This window comes from Thiohalorhabdus sp. Cl-TMA, from assembly GCF_041821045.1.
GTDB classification, from domain to species: domain Bacteria; phylum Pseudomonadota; class Gammaproteobacteria; order Thiohalorhabdales; family Thiohalorhabdaceae; genus Thiohalorhabdus; species Thiohalorhabdus methylotropha.
Window position 1 is genome coordinate 73,814 of record NZ_JBGUAW010000008.1, and the last position, 17,836, is coordinate 91,649.

Below are 17,836 nucleotides of genomic sequence, written 5' to 3' on the forward strand. Positions count from 1 at the left end.
GCGGAGGAAGCCCATCGGCCCCGGGATGGACCCGGGGCCGGGGGGCGGAGCTTAACGGGCTTTCAGGAGAGCGCCGGGTCCTCGACGTGCTCCGTCTCCTTGCGGAGCCGCCGGTACAGGCCACCCGCACGCTCCGTGAAGGCCCCGCTGGCGGCGAGCCCGGTGACCCGGTCGCCGTCGAAATGCAACAGCAGGCTGTCGCCCCCCGAGCGCTCCTCCTCTTCCCAACGTCCCACTAAACCGGGGGCTGGCGGGCAGACCGCCAGCGGCAAGCTGGGGGTCTTTACCCGGATCAGCGGCGGCAGGGGCACGAAGGGCGCCTCGCGACCGGCCAGAGTGGCCGCGGCAGCCCGCGCCTGGCGCTGGATGGGCTCGATGAAGGCGTAGCACTGGCCCGCCACCTCCGCGCCGTCCCCAACCGCCAGGATGCGGGGATCCGAGGTGCGCATGGAGCGGTCGACCGGGATACCGCGGCCCACCTCCACACCGGCGGAGCGCGCCGGCTCCAGCACCGGCTCCAGCCCGGCCGCGGCGATCACCAGGTCCGTCGGCCATTCCGTGCCGTCGCCGCCCTTGATCACGTATCCGGCCCCTTCCCGGCGTACCTCGGCGACCGGAGTGCCGCAGCATACTTCGATACCCGAGGCGGCCAGGGCTTCCTTCAAGCGGTCCCCCAGGGGCTCGGGGAGAAGGCGTGCCAGGGGAGTGGGCGCCGGATCGGCCAGGGTCACCTCGAAGCCCCCAGCATTCAGGTCCTCGGCCAGCTCCGTTCCCACCAGGCCGGCACCCAGTACGGTGACGCGGCGCTTCTCGGCAAGGGCCGCGCGGAGCTGTCGATAGTCGGTAAGGCTGTTCACCGTGCGCACCTCCCCCGCGCCATCGCCGCCCAGGGGCGGCGGCACGGAGCGCGCGCCCGTGGCCAGCACGAGCTCCCCGTAGGGAAGCCCCCCGGAAGGGGTGATCACCCGGCGCCGCCCGGCATCCACGGCCAGCACGCGCGTGAACGCTTCCAGGCGCACGCCGAGCTCCGCTGCCTTCTCGGCGCCCGAGGCCTCCACCAGTTCGCCTGGCGCCCGGCCGGCCGCCAGGGCGTTGGACAGGCCCGGCTTGGAGTAGACGGCGGCATCATCGGCGGCCACCAGGGTTATGGAACGCCCCGCATCCTCACGGCGCAGGGCCTCCGCCACCGACCAGCCGGCCACCCCGGCGCCCACGATCACCACGCCCTCCGGATCGGGGCCCTCGTCGTTCCCCGGGAGCGCCGCGGCCCCGGGTCCGGCGGTATCCGGCGGGTCCTCGAGCGGAACGAAGTCGGCCTTTCCGACGCCGCACAGGGGGCAATACCAATCCTCGGGGATGTCCTCGAATCGGGTGCCCGGGGCCAGGCCACTGTCGGAGTCGCCCTTGGCCTCATCGTAAATGTAGCCGCAGACCAGACAGATGTAACGGCGATAGGGTTCGCTCATGGGGTGATCTCCTCCGGAACCGCGGCCAGGATGCCCTCGAAGACCGGATTCAGCTCCTCGCCGATGGCGTCCAGCTCCGCAGAGCCGTAGGGGGTGAAGGCCTCCAGGGGCGGACGGCAGGCGACATGCGTTGGTCCGTCCGCCGTCTCCTGGTAGACATGGATGCGCAGCGGGATCTCGATGCCGGCCGGTTTGCAGGCCCGCCATACCCGCACGGCGTAGTCGGGCCGGAAGACCTCCAGGATCTGATCGGCGGGGACCTCCACGCCCACCAGGGCAGCCTTGGCCTGGCCGTTGATGTGGCTCACCAGCCGCATGTCGGCTTCCTCGATGGCCGCGTGCAGGCGCTCGAGAGCCTCCCCCGGAGGCAGGCGGGTGGAATGGCGGATCATGCGGCGGCCTCCTGCTGACGGGCCGAAAGGCGCTCGGCGATCTCCTTGCGCAGATGCTTGATGGCGGGGGTGACGATGGCCACGAAGTAGGCCTCCCGCAGCTTGCGCTGGGCCGCGGACTTCGCCTGATAACCGCTAGCCCCGGTATGGAGCATGGCGGAGTGGGCCGCCCGCAGGGCCAGCTCGCCCCCGGCGAGCCGCAGCTGGAGTACCTCACGCATGAATTCCGGATCCACCCGGTGGCCATCCCGTGCCAGCGCGGCCGTGGCCGCCTGCAGGTCCTCCGCCTCCTCGGCCAGCTCGTCCGGACGGTCCTCCAGGTAGCAATTGACGTGGGCCAGACGCGGCTCCACCTCGCGCATGAGCTCGATGCAGCCCTGCACCATTCCCAGGCCCATGCCCATCTGCAGGAGCACGAAGCCGGGCTGGACACGCTGCAGGAAGGGACCCACCGGGTCCGCCAGCACCCAGAAACGGGGCAGGAAGACGTCGTCGAAGCGGCAGGCCAGAGTGGCCGTCCCTTCGAGCGCCGCGAACTCCGTGTTCTGTGAAAGGGTCAGCCCTTCGGTGCGGCAGGGGATGATGGCCATGACCTCCCGCGGTTCGGGGCCCTCGACCCGGAACACCGCGCCGAAATAGTGGTCCTCGCCCAGGTTGCTGACCCACGGCAGCAGGCCGTTGATGCGGAACCCGCCCGGCTCTTCCACGGCGCTCAGGCGTAACGGCTCGATGCCGGAGAAATACTTCATGGGATTGGAAAGCCCGGTTCCGCCCATCACCTCGCCCCGCGCGAGGGGGCCGGCCATGGCGGCCTTTAGGCGGGCATTGTCGGTGTTCTCCACGTACCAGGCGCAGGTGTCCTGGCACCAGGTGAGAAAGCCGGTGGACAGGCATTCGGCGGAAACCGCGGTCATGGCCTCGATGCTGCCGCGCAAATCCATTTCGCCCACGGGATTTTGGGAGGCGAGATGCGGTGTGAACGCCCCCGCCTTGCCCAGCGCCTGCATGACGTCTCCCGGATAGCGGCCCGCGCAATCGATGGCCACGGTCTGGGGCCGGAGCACGTCGGCGACCACCGTATTGACAGCGGGGAGGAGCCCGGGGCCCTCGGGCCCCGATTCCCCCGCCACCTTCGGACCGGCGCTGCCGGTACGGACTTCGGTGACGTCGGTCATACCGTTCCCTCCTTTACGAGGTGTGACCTAGTCGGCCAGGCCGATCTCGGTGTTGACCGGATTGCGGAAGGTATTGGCCACCGGGGACCAGTAGTCGGCGTGGTGCACCAGATCCTCCAGCTCCTCGCGGCTCACGTCGCCGTCGAGATCCACCTTGATGCGGACGTCGGTGAAGCCGAGCCGCTTCTCCGACTGGTCCCCCGCCCCCCAGACGGAGGTCACGTTGACGTCGCCCTCCAGATAGAGCTCCAGCTTGGTGAGCGAAATGCCCCGAGCCACCGCGTTGGCATGGATGCCCACGGATATGCACGAGCCCAGTGCTGCCAAGGAGGCCTCCGAGGGGTTGGGCGCCGTGTCGTCGCCCAGCAGGTGCGGCGGCTCGTCGACGACGTGGGCGGGGAGGTCGCGGACATAGTTGAGATGCCGGAACCGGCCCTCGCAGACGGTGTGGTTCTTGAGGGTGGCCACCCGGGTGGGGTCCGCCTTGCCCTTGGCCACCAGCCCGTCCAGCCCGCCCTTGTCGATGGGCGCCAGGGGGCTGCCGGAGAGCGTGACGGCGGCGGTTTCGGTGGGTTCGGACATGGGAATCTCCTCCTATCGGAAAATTATGGAAATGCCTTGCCGGCACCCCTCCGATAGCAGGTCTCGTGCCATATTATTTTTATATTTTATATCATGAACTTATACATAATCTCTGGAGGCTTCCAAGGGGCTCGGAAAGCGCGAAAAGTTACCATTGTCGACAATTCGAGCAGTAGTCGCCGCCCGCCGCACTTGCAGACAATGTGGCCATTGACGCCAAGCACAGCTCACCTGATCGCCGCCCTCCAGAAATTTTCATATTAAATATCAAAAAGATAACTGCGTGGCACGCCGGTTGTATTGGGAGAAGCGGCCTCCGAGCCGTCTCGTGCACCGCAACCCTCATCAGGAGGAGCATCTCCATGGGCAATGGCTGGCATTTCCGCCCCGCATGCAGCATCCTCGCCGCCGGCATCCTGGCGGCCCCCGCTGCGAGCGCGGGCATCACCATCGATGACGAGGACACCAACCTGGATATCGGCGCCCAGTTCCGGGTTCGCCACCAGAGCTACCCCTTCCCGGCCGACGAGGGCATCGACCGGTTCACCAACTACCGGGCACGCGTCAATCTGGATTTCCGCTTCGGGGACGATCTGCGGGTCTTCCTGCAGCCCCAGAAGGTGGGCATCTTCGGCGACAACGACACCGGCGCAGCCGTGGACCTCAACAAGACCCCGGCCAACCAGTCGCTCCACCAGGCCTATCTGGACTGGGACCTGAGCGAGGCCTTGAGCCTACGCCTGGGCCGCTTCGAGCAAGCCCTCGCCGACCACCGTCTGATCGGCAACTTCGTCTGGTCCCAGCGCGGACGCTCCTTTGACGGCGCCCGACTGCGCTGGAGCAGCGGCAGCCACGCCGTAAGCGCCTACGGCCTGGTGCTGGCCGGGGAGGACTACGGCGGCGCCACCGGCGCCGGGGGCCCCCTGCCCGCCGGGGACAAGACCGCCGACCAGCAGGCCTACATCGCCCACTACCGCGGCGACGGCGTGGTGGGCGGCAACAGCCGCCTGGAGCTGACCTACGTCTATGACGAGGATTTCGCCGCCGTGCCCTACTCCGCGTCCCTCCTAGAGGGAGGTGCCCGGCCCGGGGCCGAACGCCACACGGCCGGCTTCTTCCTGGTGAATACCGACGCGAAAGGCGGCTACCTGTCGCCCTTTCCGCCCATGGCCATGGGCTACGTGAAGGATCCGGGGCTGTATTACCGGGTGGAGGGCTATCTGCAGCGCGGGGATCTCGGTCCCGACGGCGGCAATCAGGACATCAGCGCCTACATGGGGACGGGTTATCTGGGCTACAGCTTCGGCGAGGCGGCCGGACGGCCGCTGATCTGGGGCGGGGTGGACTACCTGTCCGGAGACAAGGACCCCAACGACGGCGACTACGAGGCGTTCAGCACCCTGTATTCCACCAACCACGCCTACTACGGCTTCATGGACTACTTCCTCATCTCGCCGGCCGCCGACACCAACCGGCACGGCCTGCGCGACGCCAATCTGTCGCTGCACTTCAAGCCGCGGCCGGACACCGGGGTGTTTCTCAAGGCCCACAACTTCGCCCTGGCCGACGCCCCGTCGGGGGTGGAAGAAAGTCTCGGCAACGAGATCGACCTGACCGTGGCCTACAAGGCCCACCCCAAGGCGGTCTTCCTGTTCGGTTACTCCAAGTTCTTCAGCGACGATGGCATCGTGGAGCTGGGGAGCATCGAGGACGGCGCCGACCCGACCTTCTTCTACGGGATGGTGAACACGGTTTTCTAGCAGGCGGGCATGATCCGCGCACGGGGTCGGCACCTGCCGGCCCCGTTTCCGTCCGGCAGACGAGCGAAGGAGCCGCTGTTACTTCAGGCGCGCCAGCAGTGCCTCGCACCGCGCCCGGCGGTCCGGATCCGGGTCCGCCATGCAGGAAACCGCGGCAATGCGGTCCAGGTAGTCCGCCGGAGCGCCCTGGTAGCGGGCGCCGTGCCAGACGATATCCCGGTACCAGTCGTAGGGCGGCAGGTCCGGTTCGATGAAGTCCTCCTCGCCCAGATACACGAACGCGGAGTAGCGGCGGCCGTTCACCTGCACCTCCATGCGGTCGTCCCGGTACCCCTCCCCCTCCACGGCATCCAGATCGGGCTTTTCCCCGGCCGCTATCTCGAACAGGGCTCCGAACGCCCGGTCCCCCGAATCCCCGGTATAAACCAGGTTCCCTTTCCCGGAGCCATCGTATCCGCGCTTATGGAAAGCAAGCTGATAGCCCGACAGGTCCACCCGGCCCAGCAGCCGGGCGGAGGGTACCCGCTCGCCGAGCCGGAGCGGATGGAGATTGGAGCCGAAGGCCAGGTAATGGAGCGTAGACACGGTTCCTCCGTCTTGGGTCCGAGGGACCCTCAGGATAACAGAAGCGCGGGCGATTGCCGGAACGACGCCGGGGCGGCAAACTGGCCCCCTTCCCGCCCTCGGAGGAATAGCCGGTGTCCGAGCTGCTCAAGGAATACAAGCGCATCCCCGTGGCCGAGCGGACCGAGCTGGTCCTGCGGGCCGACCTGGATCCCCGCTGGCGCCCGTGCATTCTCGAGGACCAGGATGCCCAGGTGAAGGCATACTTCGCGCGGCGGATGGACCTGAGCGGCGACGAAGTGGCCGCCCTGCTCGCGGACCCCAATCAGACCGTCCGCCTGAACTGCGCCCGCCGCGGCGACCTCGGGCCTGAACAGGTGGAGCGCTGCGTCCGCGACCGTGACCCCAATCTGCGCTACTTCATCGCCCGCAGCCCGCAGCTGACCGAGGGGCAGCGTAACCGGCTGCTGGCCGACGAGGATCCGCTGGTGCGCCGGGCCGCGACCAAGGGTCCCAAGATTCGGGGCACCCGGCGGCGCCCTGGTCAGGCGCTCCTGATCCGCTAGACCGCCTCCCGGCCGGGTCCGCCAAAAGGGCGGCGGGGCCGCCGCCCGGTGGGAGCTACGAGCTCCGAATCCTTCCGCGTATATGCCCCGCAGGGTCTCCTCGATCCACGCACGGTTACGACGCTCGTCCTCCCGGTTCCGCTCTACCAGCCCGCGGGCCGGTTCGGGCAGATCATTCCGGTCCCTGACCCGGTCATAGGCGGTGCGGGTGTCGTCCTCGTTGCTCCGCATGGCCAGCAGGATCGCTTGGTCCCCGCCGAGGTCCGCCATCCGAACCTTGGCCATTCTGCCCCCGGGTATGGCATCCACGGGAACGGGGAAGACCCGCCCGCCGGGCACCGCTCCGCCCTGGACATGGCCGGGTGTTCATCGGAACCTGAATATGTATCGACTGCGTTGGAGACGCCACCATGTCCCAAACAACCGTAGAATCCCACTACACCCGCGGCGACCTGGAAAGCGCCCTGTTCCAGGCACTGGAAGCCGCCGGTCTTGATCCCGCCCACCTCCACCCGGACGACTTGGCGCCCGTGGACGAATTCCACATCCGAGGCGCCGAGGCTACCCGCGAGATGATCCACCTGGCCGGCTTCAGCGCCGAAGACCACGTCCTCGACGTGGGCAGCGGCATCGGCGGGCCCTCCCGCCAGCTTGCTCGGCAATGCGGCTGCCGGGTCACGGGCCTGGACCTGACCAGCGAGTACTGCGCGCTGGCTCGCACCCTCGCCGAACGGGTCGGGCTGGCGAAGCGGGTGGAATACCGGCAGGGGGACGCGCAGGCCATGCCCTTCGAAGACAATGCCTTCGACGGGGTCTGGACGCAGCACATGTCCATGAACGTGGCGGACAAGGACAGTCTGTATGGGGAAATCCGGCGCGTCCTGCGTCCGGGCGGGCGCCTGGCCATGTACGAGATCGTGGCGGGCCGCGGCGGTACTGTGCATTTCCCGGTGCCCTGGGCGCGCAGCCCGGAGATCAGCCACCTGACCACCGCCGAGAACCTGGAGGTGGACCTCCGCGCCCGGGGGCTCGAGGTCCGCTACTGGAATGACGCCACCAGCCCGGCGGCGGCCTTCTTCTCGGCCATGCTGGACCGGGTCCGGGAGAACGGCCCGCCGCCGCTCGGCCTGCACATCCTGTTGGGGCCGGACATGCGGGAGATGGCAGCCAACATGCTGCGCAACCTGGAGGAGGACCGTATACGGGTGGTCCAGGTGGTGATGGAGGGCTGAGACCAGCTCAGGAAGAGGGCCCGTGGCGGATTCGCGCCACCGCCTCCCGCCAGCCCGAATAGAGCCGTTCCCGCTCTGCCGCCTCCATGCGCGGCTCGAACAGGCGTTCTCGGCTGCGGGCACCGGCCAGCTCCCGGGTACCCGACCAGAAGCCCACGCTCAGGCCGGCCAGGAAGGCACTCCCGGCGGCCGTGGTCTCCACCAGGCGCGGCCGGTCCACGGGCACGCCCAGAATATCGGCCTGGAACTGCATCAGTAGATTGTTGGCCGACGCGCCGCCGTCCACGCGCAGCTCGGCCACCGGCGTCTCGGCGTCGGCGTTCATGGCGTCCATTACGTCGCGGGTCTGGTAGGCCATGCTTTCCAGAGCGGCCCGGGCCAGGTGGGCGCGCCCGGTACCCCGCGTCATGCCGAGAAGGGCCGCCCGCGCCTCCATGTCCCAATAAGGCGCCCCCAGCCCGGCGAAAGCCGGCACCAGATAGACCCCCTCGTTGTCCGCTAGGCTGGCGGCCAGGGCCTCCGTCTCCGAGGCGTCCTCAACGATGCCGAGCCCGTCGCGCAGCCACTGCACCGCCGCCCCCGTTACGAAAACCGCCCCCTCCAGGGCGTAGGCGGGACGCCCGTCGGCGTCGCAGCAGAGGGTGGTCAGCAGGCCGTGGCTGCTTATGGGGTGCCGGTCCCCCATATTCATGAGCACGAACGAGCCCGTCCCGTAGGTGTTCTTCGCCTGGCCCGGCTCCCAGCACTGCTGGGCGTACAGGGCGGCCTGCTGATCCCCGGCCATGCCGGCGATGGGGATGCCGCTCGGCAGCCCCTCCAGGGCCACCGTCCGGCCGAGCTCCCCCGCGCTCGGGCGCACCTCGGGCAGCATGGCGGCTGGCACCCGCAGCGCCTCAAGCAGCTCGGGATCCCATTCCCGTCGGTGGATGTTGTACAGCAGGGTGCGGGAGGCGTTGGTGGGCTCCGTGGCATGCACCGCCCCGCCGGTGAGCTTCCAGAGCAGCCAGGTCTCCACGGTGCCGAACAGCACCTCGCCCGCCTCGGCCTTTCTCCGGGCCTCCGGATAGCGGTCGAGGATCCAGCGGATCTTGGTTCCGGAGAAGTAAGCATCCACCACCAGTCCGGTCCGTTCCCGGAAAAAAGGCTCTAGCCCCGCTTCCTGCAGCTCCTGGCAGATGCCCGCCGTCTGGCGGCTCTGCCAGACGATGGCAGGATGCACCGGGGCGCCGCTGGCCCGGTCCCAGACCACCGTGGTCTCGCGCTGGTTGGTTATGCCGATGGCGGCCACGTCCCGGCCGGCAACGCCTGCGTTCGCCAACGCCGCTGCCATGACCCGCAGGCTACCCCGCCAGATCTCCTCGGGGTCGTGCTCCACCCAGCCGGGATGGGGATAGGACTGGATAAGCTCCTGATAGGCGCGGCCCACCGCCTCGCCCCGGCGGTCGAATACCAGGGCCGTGCTTCCCGTGGTGCCCTGATCCAGGGCCAGAATGACTCGGCTCATCGCCCCTACTCCCTCCGTGGATGCCATTGTTGGCCACCCTACCCATGCGGGGCCGATGGTGTATAGATTGGATGAGCACCTGCGATGCGGCGGCGCCTCCGCGCCCGCCCGAACGATCATCCGGGGAGGTTAATCATGGACATGACGGAGATCCGGGCAATCGCCCGGAGGAAGGGTATCAAGCCGGCGAAAGCCCGCAAGGCCGAGCTCATCCACCGTATTCAGCGGGCGGAGGGCAACTTCGACTGCTTCGCCTCCGCCGAGGCCGGCTACTGCGACCAGCCGGCCTGTCTTTGGCGGGAGGACTGCTTCAGGCAGGCCCGGAAGCGCGGCGGGCTTTCTCCCTAGGGGACGGGCCTCCCCCGCGGGATTTCATCCCCCGGCGCCGGGATAGAGGTAGTGCCGGGTCCAGGGCAGCTCGTTGTCCGTGGGCCGGCTGAACACCAGCTGGAAGAGCTGCAGGCTGCCCGAGCGGAATGCGGCGATGGAGCCGGAAAGATAGAGCCGCCAGGCCCGCACGAACTTCTCCCCGAAGCGCCGCCGAACCTCCTCCTCGTGGGCATTGTAGCGCTGCAGCCAGTGCTCCAGGGTCAGGGCGTAGTGCAGCCGCAGGTTCTCCACATCCTGGATGGAGAAATTGTACGGCTCGAAGATCTCCGTGGTCTCGGAGAGGGCAGGCGGGTAGGCGCCGGGGAAGATGCGCCGCTCGATCCAGGGGTTCATGGGCCCGATGGGGCGGTTGCGGCCGATGGAGTGCACCAGGGCCCGCCCCCCCTCGCTCAGCACCCGGTCGATCACCCCTCCCAGCTCGCGGTAGTGGTCGGTACCCACGTGCTCCAGCATGCCCACGGACACGAAGGCGTCGTAGGTCCCGGTCACGTTGCGGTAGTCATCCTGGATGAACTGGACGCGGTCCTCCAGGCCCTCGGCCCGGACCTGCTCCCGGGCGTAGGCGATCTGCTCGGTGGAGATGTTGAAGGCCTTGACGGTTACCCCGAACTCCCGGGCCAAGTGCCGCGCCAGCGAGCCCCAGCCGCAGCCGGCCTCCACCACGGTCTGCCCCGGCTCCAGGCGCAGTTTGCGGGCCACGTGATCCATCTTGGCGCGCTGTGCCGCTTCCAGACCCATTTGCGGATCCTCGAAGTAGGCACAGGTGTAGAGCATGTCCTCGTCGAGCCAGAGGGCGTAGAATTCGTTGCCCAGGTCGTAGTGGTGGTGAATGTTCTCGCGGCTGCCCGCCAGGGTGTTTCGGCGGGCCCGGTACAGGCGGGAGGTCAGACCGGGCCGGCCGCCGCCCGCACCGTGCCGCTGCTGCCGGGTCAGGTCCACCACGGTCAGGAGCTCGGCCAGATCCCCCTCCACCTCGATGCGGCCGGCGGCGTAGTCGTCGCCGAAATGGAGGTCGGGGTGCCGGAGCAGGCGATAGAAGGCGCCGCGGTCGCGGATATGCACCCGGGCGATGGGGTCCGAAGGCACGGGCTCCACGGGATGGCCGTCCCACAGAATCACGGAAAAGGGCGGATCTCCCAGGGTATCCAGCAGTCTGCGCACCAGCCCCCGCTCAATACCCAGTACGCTCGTACCCCGCCCGGACTGCGGTCCGGCGACATTTCCCCCACCGCTCTCCGGCAAACTGAGCGGTGAATCGTCATCCCGTCTCATCTACCCTCTCCTATGACCGGCACCTTCCCCGCACGGTGCAACTTTTACTTTGTCCTTCGGAAATCCGAGGATGCAAGCCCCATGCTGGCGCGGGGCGTCATCCGAAAGTCCGCCCAGCATGGCCGGCGGATATTTCAGAAATTCGGATCGTCGGAGCCGTGGAAGCGCTCCAGCTCCTCCAGCTCCAGAACCGCCTGCTCCTCGGCGGGCAGCAGGCGATCGGCGCCGAAGGGGGCGGCCTCGGGCCCGGCAGGCCCCCGGACCGATCGGGACTGGCGCAGCTCGATCACCGCCCGGAGCAGGGCACCGATCTGTCCGCGTCCGTGGAGCAGGGCACCGGACACCTCCCGGTCCAGATGCATTTCGCGGACCAGCTGCCGCAGCGGGCGGCCAAGCAGCGGCTGCATGACGGAGAGCGCGCCGGCGATGAACGCCTCGTCGCCGAATGCCTCGTCCCCCTTTCCCGCCCGCGCCACCAGCTCCATGCTCCGCCCGCGGACAATACTCTCCTCCAGCAGCGGCTGCCGAAGCCCCGCGGTTATGTTCCCCGAGTACAGCAGCAGAGCCACCCACTTCTGGAGCCCCTTCTGGCCGAGCATCACCATTGCCTGGCGGACGTTCTCCACCTCCTTGGGGATATGGAAGGCACCGGAGTTGATGAAATGCAGCAGACGCTCGCTGATTTCCGGGTTCTCGCTGAAGGTCTCGGCCACCTCTTTGATTTCGGCGCGGCGCCCCAACTGATTGAAGAGCCGGAACAGGACGGTGGTCTCCTCGGGCAGCGCCTCCCGGGTCACGTCCACCGGCTGCGCGAAGAACTGGCCCTCGAAGCGCACGCAGCCCAGGTCCCGGCAGATGTCGAAAGCCCCCCGGTCGTGTACCCCGATGGCCACCAGGGGAACCTCCGCGGCCTTCAGCGGCGCGAGCCATTCGCTCAGGGTATTGAGGTCCCCGCAGCGGGAGACATCGATCCGGTACATATCCACCCGGCGGCCCACCCGCTCGGGATCCCGGAGCGGATCGCCCAGCTCCACCGCGACGCGTCCGCCCTCTCGGCGCCACTCGTCCAGCGTGCCCTGAATGCCCGAATCGACGAGGTCCTCCGCGGAAACCTCCAGTAGATGGGCCCACGGATCGAGCCCCAGACTGGTGCGCCGGGGAAGCATTTCCGAGGTAACGGGGACCAGGAGGGGCATACCGCCGCCGAGAGCAGGGAGCTCCTCCCGACCCATGGCCTCGGTTAAAACCTGGACGTCCGGCCGCCGCCCGTCGCCGCCGGACTCCGCCTGCAGGGAACGTGGCTGCAGCTCGTAGCCCACGAGCTTCTGGTCTCTATCAAGCAGGGGAAACCGCGACAGGAAGATCGAAGCCATGGGCGCCCACTCCTCGGGGCCTGCAAGGGGACGATTCACGTCCCCACTAGGGCATGATATTGAAAAGGAACATACCAAGCCAGAGGCGTGTCTGAAAATTGTCCCGACCTGGGTGTCCGAGAGGGCGCCGTAATATCGGGTGGATTTTCGGGCGGTCAGGAGTCGCCAGGGCCCGTCCCGCCGCTGTCGAGCCCGACGCCGAGCATGTCTCCGAGCTGGACATCCACCCGTGGGTCGGCGAGGGGACCGTGCAGACGGAGCGGGATCACCAGGCCATTCAGGAGCGCTGGGAGCGCTTCGTCCTTTCCCCGCAGGGCCAGATCGAGCGCATAGTCCAGGTGACCTTCCGGCAGGTCCACATAACCGCTTCCGTCGGCGCGGAAGAGAGCCGCCATCGCCTTCAAGTCCCGGCTATGGATGCGGCCGTCCCGGACCTCCAGGGTGCCCTGGAGGGAACGAAAGCGGGTACCCGCGCCCCCACCGGCCGGACCGCTTCCGCCCAGCGGGGATAGGTAAGACCGAACCCGCTCAATCAAATCCAGGCCCACGAGGTTGCCCTCCCGAAGGAGATATCCGCCCGTTCCCTCCAGTGTCCGCACCATCTCCGCCGGGGTGCGGCCCCGAGCCTCCAGGTCCAGGTCCAGCCGAGCCACTCCGTCCACAAGCACCTTACCGGCCACATCCCGCTGCAAGGGCCCCACTTGTACGCCGCTGATCCGCTCCTGCAGCGCCAGCCTGGGCTTCCGCCCAGTGACGTCCCCCTGCAGCCGGCCCCGGTATCGCCCCCGGTACAAGCGGGCATGCATCGACTCCACCCGCAGCCGACCGCGGGCGGCGTGCAGGCTGGCCCGTAGCCGCTCCATTCGGACACCGCCCGCCCTGAGACCGTCCACCCGCAGACGGCCGCCGAGGGTCAATCCACGCAGGGTCCGCACGGGAACCTCGGTAAGGATCGCGGCGGCCACCCCGGCCGGCCACGGCGCCGCCGACTGCAACCGGGGCAGATACGCGTCCAGATCCAGGCCGTTTACGTGGAAATCGAATCCGATCCGCGGCTGGCGCGCACCGGCCACCAGGAGCAGGCCGCCGGTGAGCCGCGAGCGATCCAGGGTGGCGTGAAGTTGGGGGAAGGCAATGCGGGCGGACCCGCCGGAGAAAGTGGCGGCCAGCTCGGCCCGGCGGAGCACGCCCGGATCCGACCTCGGCGGAAGCGGCAGCCCCAGGCGGTTGGCCAAGGAGCGCGGATCGAATTCCGCGGTCTCCAGCCGCCCGGAGTACGTGCGAAGGTCCGGGGAATGGGCCCGGCCGGTGAAGAGCAGTCCGCCGAGCCGCCCCTCCAGACCGGCCAGGGTCAAACCTTGCGGGGCGCCGCCGAAGGCGATCCGCGCGGAAACCCGCCCCCCTTCCAGGCCGCCGGCCCGGAATCCCTCGGGGGCTCCCCGGAGCAGCCATCCCGCCACCTTGCGGCCGTGGTCCACACGAAGCGACAGCCTCCCTTCAAGCGCGGGGTCGGACAGCGGCGAACGGCCCTCCAACCTGCCTTGCACGTGCAGGCCGGCCACCGAGCCCCGCACATCCGTGAGGGACGCGCTTTGGGAGGCCCCCGAGTACCGGAAGCCGGCTCGCAGATAGGAACGCTCCAGGGCTCCGGGAGGGAGTCTGGGCAGGGACAATCGGGCCAGGACCGCCGCCGCGCGGCCTGGATCCCGGACCTCCGCCTTCCAATGCCCGCTCCAATCGGTCCCGCCGGAAGCGCGCCCCCCCTCCGCCTCCCCGGTCATCCGCAAGCCGAGGGCGTCCAGGAGCACACGGCCGGCCCGGAACCGGCCGGCGTCCAGATCCGCCAGGATCTCCCGCACCCGCAGGCGCCCATCGATTCGCTCTCCGGGAAGGTGGCGTCCCCGCAGGCTCAGGTCCGCCTCCAGATCCCGGGCCCGGTATTCCCGCTCCTGGGGCCGCCCGATCAAAGCGGTGGTCAGCTCCACCGTGCCCCGCGGAATGGAGTCCCGGCCGCGCAGATCCGCCGACAGCGCCAGGGGCACCCGGCGGCCCGGAGCCAGCGCACCGCTCTCCAGGCGCAGGTTTTTCAGCGCAAGGCGTCGGCCCGCTTTGCGGTCCTCCCAAATCACCTTGCCGTCGTTGACGCGGAGGCCGCCGTGGGCCAGGCCGACAACGCCGGCAAGTGGACTCCCCCCTGAGCCTCCCTCCTTGGCCGGAGACCAGTTGCCACGGCCGCTGCGGCCTCCGACCAGGTGCACCGCCAGCCCTTCCAGCGACACGGCGCCCAGACGAACCCGCCCCCGGAGCAGGGGAAGCAGCCGAATCGGACCATGGATCCGCGCCACCCGTGCCAGCGGCTGCGGCCCGAACCCGGGAGCGTCCGCCAACCGCACTTCCTGCATTTCCAGGCCGGGCCAGGGCAGAAGATCCAGGCGCATGACGCCCTGGATCTCCACCGGGCGGCCGAAATGGCGGCTCGCCAGCGCCTCCAGATCCCCCCGGTAGGCACTGGCGTCCACCAGCCAGGAAACGGCCACGGCGGCCACCAGCAGCAGCGCCGCCACCCCTGCCAGACCGGCGAGCAGGAATCTCCGCACTCGTTTCATCTTCGCCCCCTGCGCCATTGCACCGGCCGGGCGGCTTTCCCCCGGCTCGGATGGCGAGCCCGCCGAATTCCGCCCGCTCCCACCGGTCCAAAACGGAAAATCCAGCCAAGCCCACTCACCATACCGGAGGACGACCATGGCTGTTGCCCGACCCGGAGAAGTCGTCGCCAACTTCCGACTGACGGACCGCCAGGGGCGGCCTGTGTCCCTTTGGGACTACAAACATCGGCGTCCCGTGGTCCTGGTGCTGCCGGAACGGGACGCATCGGGGCTGCTGAGCGGGTTCGCCGAGCATTACCCGGACTACCGCCGGTCCGGGGGCGAGGTCCTCGCACTGGTGCCCGGCACCGCGCCCGCGGCGGAACTGCCTTTCCCGGTGCTTCGGGACCCCCGCGGTGCTACCGGGGACCGGATGACCCGGAACCGTCCCTCGGTCCTGGTCCTCGACTCCTACGGGGAGCTGTTCGCTCGCTGGGAGGGAGCGGAAGCGGCGGCCCCCGATCACGGCGAGATCGCCGACTGGCTGTTCTTCACCCAGGTCCAGTGCGAGGAATGCGGCATCATGGCCCCCCATTGGCGGCGCACCGAAGCCTGAACCGGGACGCCGATCCCCCCTGGCCCGGCCACCGGAGTCTGCCGGACCGCCGCGTCCCCAACGTGGCGCCCCGGTCCCCCAGCGGCAGCCGCGAGCCGGGTTTCCTATTTGTTCACGGATACTTAAGGTACAAGATGGGAAACGCCGGACAAGGCGGGCGGACCTCCGTTCCGTACCCGAAGGCCGGTCCGGCTCCATTTTCCGCGTTCGTGAGGAGGACACTACCCCATGGGATTTCCCGCCCGTTACGTCCTGGCCGTTCTTCTCCCGCCTGTGGCCGTAATCGGCCTCGGCCGCCGTTCCGCCACCGTAGGGCCCATCGGGGTGATCCTCCTTGCCGCGCTGGTCACCTATGCGCTCGCGCCGTGGACGCCCTGGATGATTTTGGGGGATATGTTCTGGGCGGCGGCGGCGATCTGGGCCGTGCTCACCGTCCGGGGTGCGGAGGAGGACGAGCGCCACGAGCCATTCAGCACCGCCGAGCATCACGTGAGCCCGGAGCGCCATTACTCCGCCGAGGACCAAGCGCCCCGCGAGAAGGACTAGGAGGCCGCGTACCCGCCGTCGGCGGAACCGGAACGCCCGGCCTCCCGGCATTCCTCCACCACCAGCTGGACACTGCGGCGGCCGCGGAAGGTGTTCACCTCAAGCCGGTAGGCCATCTCCACGGCTTCAAGCTCGGGTATACGTCCCTCGGGGGCTCCGCGGAACTGGATGGCCTCGATGGTGAAATCGCCGCCGTCCGGGCACAGCCACATCTTTAGATGGTTGTGGCCCACCACCCGCATCTCCTGGACCCGGAAGCGTCCCTGGAACAGGGGAGGCGGGAATCCGGTGCCCCAGGGCCCGCCGCTCTCCAGCAGCTCCGCCTTGCGTAGATTGAGCTCCTCGGGGCCCAGCTCACCGTCGGTTTCCAGGCGTGGTGTCAGGGCCTCCGGATCGGCGAGCTCCCGCACGGCATTATCGAAGGCCTCCTCGAAGACGGCCAGCCGATCGGGCTCAAGCGACAGCCCGGCGGCCATGGCATGGCCGCCGAACCGGCTCAGCAGACCGTCATGGGTGGAGGCCACCCGGTCGAGAACGTCCCGTATGTGGATCCCCGCCACCGAGCGCCCGGAGCCCTTGAGTAGGCCGCCGTCCCCGGGAGCGAAGGCGATCACCGGCCGGTGGAGGCGCTCCTTGATGCGCGAGGCCACCAGTCCCACCACGCCCTGGTGCCAGTCCTCGCGGTAGAGGCAAATGCCATGGCGCTCCGCCAGGGCCGGGTCGTCCGCCAGGGCCTCCACGGCGTCGTCGTGCATGTCGGCTTCCAGGGAGCGGCGCTGCTGGTTGAGGCTGTCCAGCTCCCGGGCCAGCTCGCGGGCCTCGCCGAAATCCGCCGCCAGCAGGCAGCGGATGCCGAGGCTCATGTCCTCAAGGCGTCCGGCGGCGTTGAGCCGGGGCCCCACCACGAAGCCGAGATCCGCCCCCCGCAGCTGTTCCGGCTCCCGTCCCGCCACCTCCACCAGGGCCCGTACCCCCGGCCGCGCCTTACCGGCCCGGATGCGGCCCAAGCCCTGGTGCACCAGGATTCGGTTGTTGCGCTCCAGGGGGACCACGTCCGCCACGGTGCCCACCGCCACCAAATCCAGCAGCTCGTTGAGGTTGGGCTCCTCCAGGCCGCGGGCCGTGAACCACCCTCCCTCGCGCAGGTGGGCGCGTAGGGCCGCCATGACGTAGAAGATCACTCCCACTCCGGCGCTGGATTTGGCGGGGAAGGGACAGCCGGGCTGGTTGGGATTGACGATGGCGTCGGCGTGGGGAAGCTCGGCGGGGGCGAGGTGGTGGTCGGTGATCACCACCGCCATGCCCCGTTCCCGGGCGGCGGCCACGCCGTCGCGGCTGGAGATGCCGTTATCCACCGTAACCAGGACGTCGGGAGCGAGCTGGTCGGCGGCTTCGGTGACGATTCCGGGGGTGAGGCCGTAGCCGAAGCGGAACCGGTCGGGGATCACATAGGTAACGCGGGCCCCCATGGCGCGCAGGGCCACCACGGAAAGAGCGGTGCTGGTGGCGCCGTCGCAGTCGAAATCGCCGACCATGCAGATGGTGGCGTCGCGCTCCATGGCGCGGGCAAGCACGCTGACGGCCTGCTCCATGCCAAGCAGGCCGTCCGGGCGTTCCAGGGCACTGGCCCGCCGTTCGAGCTGTTCGGGCGTGTGCACGCCCCGCGCGGCGTACACGCGTGCCAGGAGGGGATCGGTTCCGGCGTCTACGAGCCGCCGTTCGGCCTGCGGGTCGCGGGAGCGCGGCGTCCAATGGCGGGCACGATGTCCGGTCAACCAAATCTCCCAAACGACGCCCGGATAGCGCTCTCCGC

The 17,836-nt window shown here is 69.0% G+C and carries 16 protein-coding genes; 6 read left to right on the top strand and 10 right to left on the bottom strand.

Features of this window, described 5'->3' with window-relative positions; all coding sequences use genetic code 11:
- Positions 1-62: 62 nt before the first annotated feature.
- Genes rd through ACERLL_RS12340 form a run of 4 tightly spaced genes read right to left on the bottom strand, consistent with a single transcriptional unit; the run spans position 63 to position 3,615 of the window.
- Complete coding sequence (gene rd / locus ACERLL_RS12325; RefSeq protein WP_373656395.1) at positions 63-1,466, bottom strand: rubredoxin; 1,404 nt, start codon at positions 1,464-1,466, stop codon at positions 63-65.
- The gene (locus ACERLL_RS12330) at positions 1,463-1,858 is read right to left on the bottom strand and encodes a DUF302 domain-containing protein (protein WP_373656396.1); all 396 of its coding nucleotides are present in this window, start codon (positions 1,856-1,858) and stop codon (positions 1,463-1,465) included. Before ACERLL_RS12330 ends, rd begins: the two co-directional genes overlap by 4 nt.
- Positions 1,855-3,033 carry an acyl-CoA dehydrogenase gene (locus ACERLL_RS12335; protein ID WP_373656397.1) on the bottom strand — a complete coding sequence of 393 codons (1,179 nt, stop codon included), beginning with the start codon at positions 3,031-3,033 and terminating at the stop codon, positions 1,855-1,857. Before ACERLL_RS12335 ends, ACERLL_RS12330 begins: the two co-directional genes overlap by 4 nt.
- Before the next feature lie 27 nt (positions 3,034-3,060).
- Positions 3,061-3,615, bottom strand: coding sequence for an OsmC family protein (locus ACERLL_RS12340; RefSeq protein ID WP_373656398.1), 555 nt, complete (start codon positions 3,613-3,615; stop codon positions 3,061-3,063).
- A gap of 362 nt (positions 3,616-3,977) precedes the next feature.
- Between ACERLL_RS12340 and ACERLL_RS12345 the strand changes: the two genes are divergently transcribed.
- Positions 3,978-5,375 carry an alginate export family protein gene (locus tag ACERLL_RS12345; RefSeq protein ID WP_373656399.1) on the top strand — a complete coding sequence of 466 codons (1,398 nt, stop codon included), beginning with the start codon at positions 3,978-3,980 and terminating at the stop codon, positions 5,373-5,375.
- 78 nt (positions 5,376-5,453) lie between these two features.
- Here ACERLL_RS12345 and ACERLL_RS12350 read toward each other — a convergent pair whose 3' ends face one another.
- Positions 5,454-5,960, bottom strand: coding sequence for a gamma-glutamylcyclotransferase family protein (locus ACERLL_RS12350; RefSeq protein ID WP_373656400.1), 507 nt, complete (start codon positions 5,958-5,960; stop codon positions 5,454-5,456).
- Positions 5,961-6,073: 113 nt separating this feature from the next.
- On the opposite strand from ACERLL_RS12350, the gene ACERLL_RS12355 reads away from it, so the two are divergent.
- Both ACERLL_RS12355 and ACERLL_RS12360 read left to right on the top strand, forming a co-directional pair.
- Positions 6,074-6,505 (top strand): hypothetical protein, encoded by a 432-nt coding sequence (locus ACERLL_RS12355; RefSeq protein ID WP_373656401.1) that lies wholly within the window; start codon positions 6,074-6,076, stop codon positions 6,503-6,505.
- Between the two features lie 410 nt (positions 6,506-6,915).
- The gene (locus ACERLL_RS12360; RefSeq protein WP_373656402.1) at positions 6,916-7,737 is read left to right on the top strand and encodes a class I SAM-dependent methyltransferase; all 822 of its coding nucleotides are present in this window, start codon (positions 6,916-6,918) and stop codon (positions 7,735-7,737) included.
- A gap of 7 nt (positions 7,738-7,744) precedes the next feature.
- Here ACERLL_RS12360 and glpK read toward each other — a convergent pair whose 3' ends face one another.
- On the bottom strand, positions 7,745-9,241 hold the full coding sequence (gene glpK / locus ACERLL_RS12365) for a glycerol kinase GlpK (protein WP_373656403.1): 1,497 nt from the start codon (positions 9,239-9,241) through the stop codon (positions 7,745-7,747).
- Between the two features lie 135 nt (positions 9,242-9,376).
- Here glpK and ACERLL_RS12370 point away from each other — a divergent pair, with 135 nt between their 5' ends.
- Positions 9,377-9,589 carry a Rho termination factor N-terminal domain-containing protein gene (locus tag ACERLL_RS12370; protein WP_373656404.1) on the top strand — a complete coding sequence of 71 codons (213 nt, stop codon included), beginning with the start codon at positions 9,377-9,379 and terminating at the stop codon, positions 9,587-9,589.
- A 24-nt stretch (positions 9,590-9,613) separates the two neighbouring features.
- On the opposite strand, the gene ACERLL_RS12375 is transcribed toward ACERLL_RS12370, so the two are convergent.
- The 3 genes from ACERLL_RS12375 to ACERLL_RS12385 form a co-directional block, all read right to left on the bottom strand.
- Positions 9,614-10,903 (bottom strand): class I SAM-dependent methyltransferase, encoded by a 1,290-nt coding sequence (locus ACERLL_RS12375; protein ID WP_373656405.1) that lies wholly within the window; start codon positions 10,901-10,903, stop codon positions 9,614-9,616.
- 134 nt (positions 10,904-11,037) lie between these two features.
- Positions 11,038-12,276, bottom strand: coding sequence for an EAL and HDOD domain-containing protein (locus ACERLL_RS12380; protein WP_373656406.1), 1,239 nt, complete (start codon positions 12,274-12,276; stop codon positions 11,038-11,040).
- Between the two features lie 155 nt (positions 12,277-12,431).
- The gene (locus ACERLL_RS12385; protein WP_373656407.1) at positions 12,432-14,882 is read right to left on the bottom strand and encodes an AsmA family protein; all 2,451 of its coding nucleotides are present in this window, start codon (positions 14,880-14,882) and stop codon (positions 12,432-12,434) included.
- 136 nt (positions 14,883-15,018) lie between these two features.
- Here ACERLL_RS12385 and ACERLL_RS12390 point away from each other — a divergent pair, with 136 nt between their 5' ends.
- Together ACERLL_RS12390 and ACERLL_RS12395 are read left to right on the top strand one after the other, a co-directional pair.
- Positions 15,019-15,477, top strand: a complete 459-nt coding sequence (locus tag ACERLL_RS12390) for a peroxiredoxin family protein (RefSeq protein ID WP_373656408.1) — start codon at positions 15,019-15,021, stop codon at positions 15,475-15,477.
- 228 nt (positions 15,478-15,705) lie between these two features.
- Positions 15,706-16,023 (top strand): hypothetical protein, encoded by a 318-nt coding sequence (locus tag ACERLL_RS12395; RefSeq protein WP_373656409.1) that lies wholly within the window; start codon positions 15,706-15,708, stop codon positions 16,021-16,023.
- Here ACERLL_RS12395 and recJ read toward each other — a convergent pair.
- A complete protein-coding gene (gene recJ / locus ACERLL_RS12400; RefSeq protein ID WP_373656410.1) occupies positions 16,020-17,798 on the bottom strand; it encodes a single-stranded-DNA-specific exonuclease RecJ in 1,779 nt (592 codons plus the stop codon). The genes ACERLL_RS12395 and recJ overlap by 4 nt on opposite strands.
- Between the last annotated feature and the right edge of the window lie 38 nt (positions 17,799-17,836).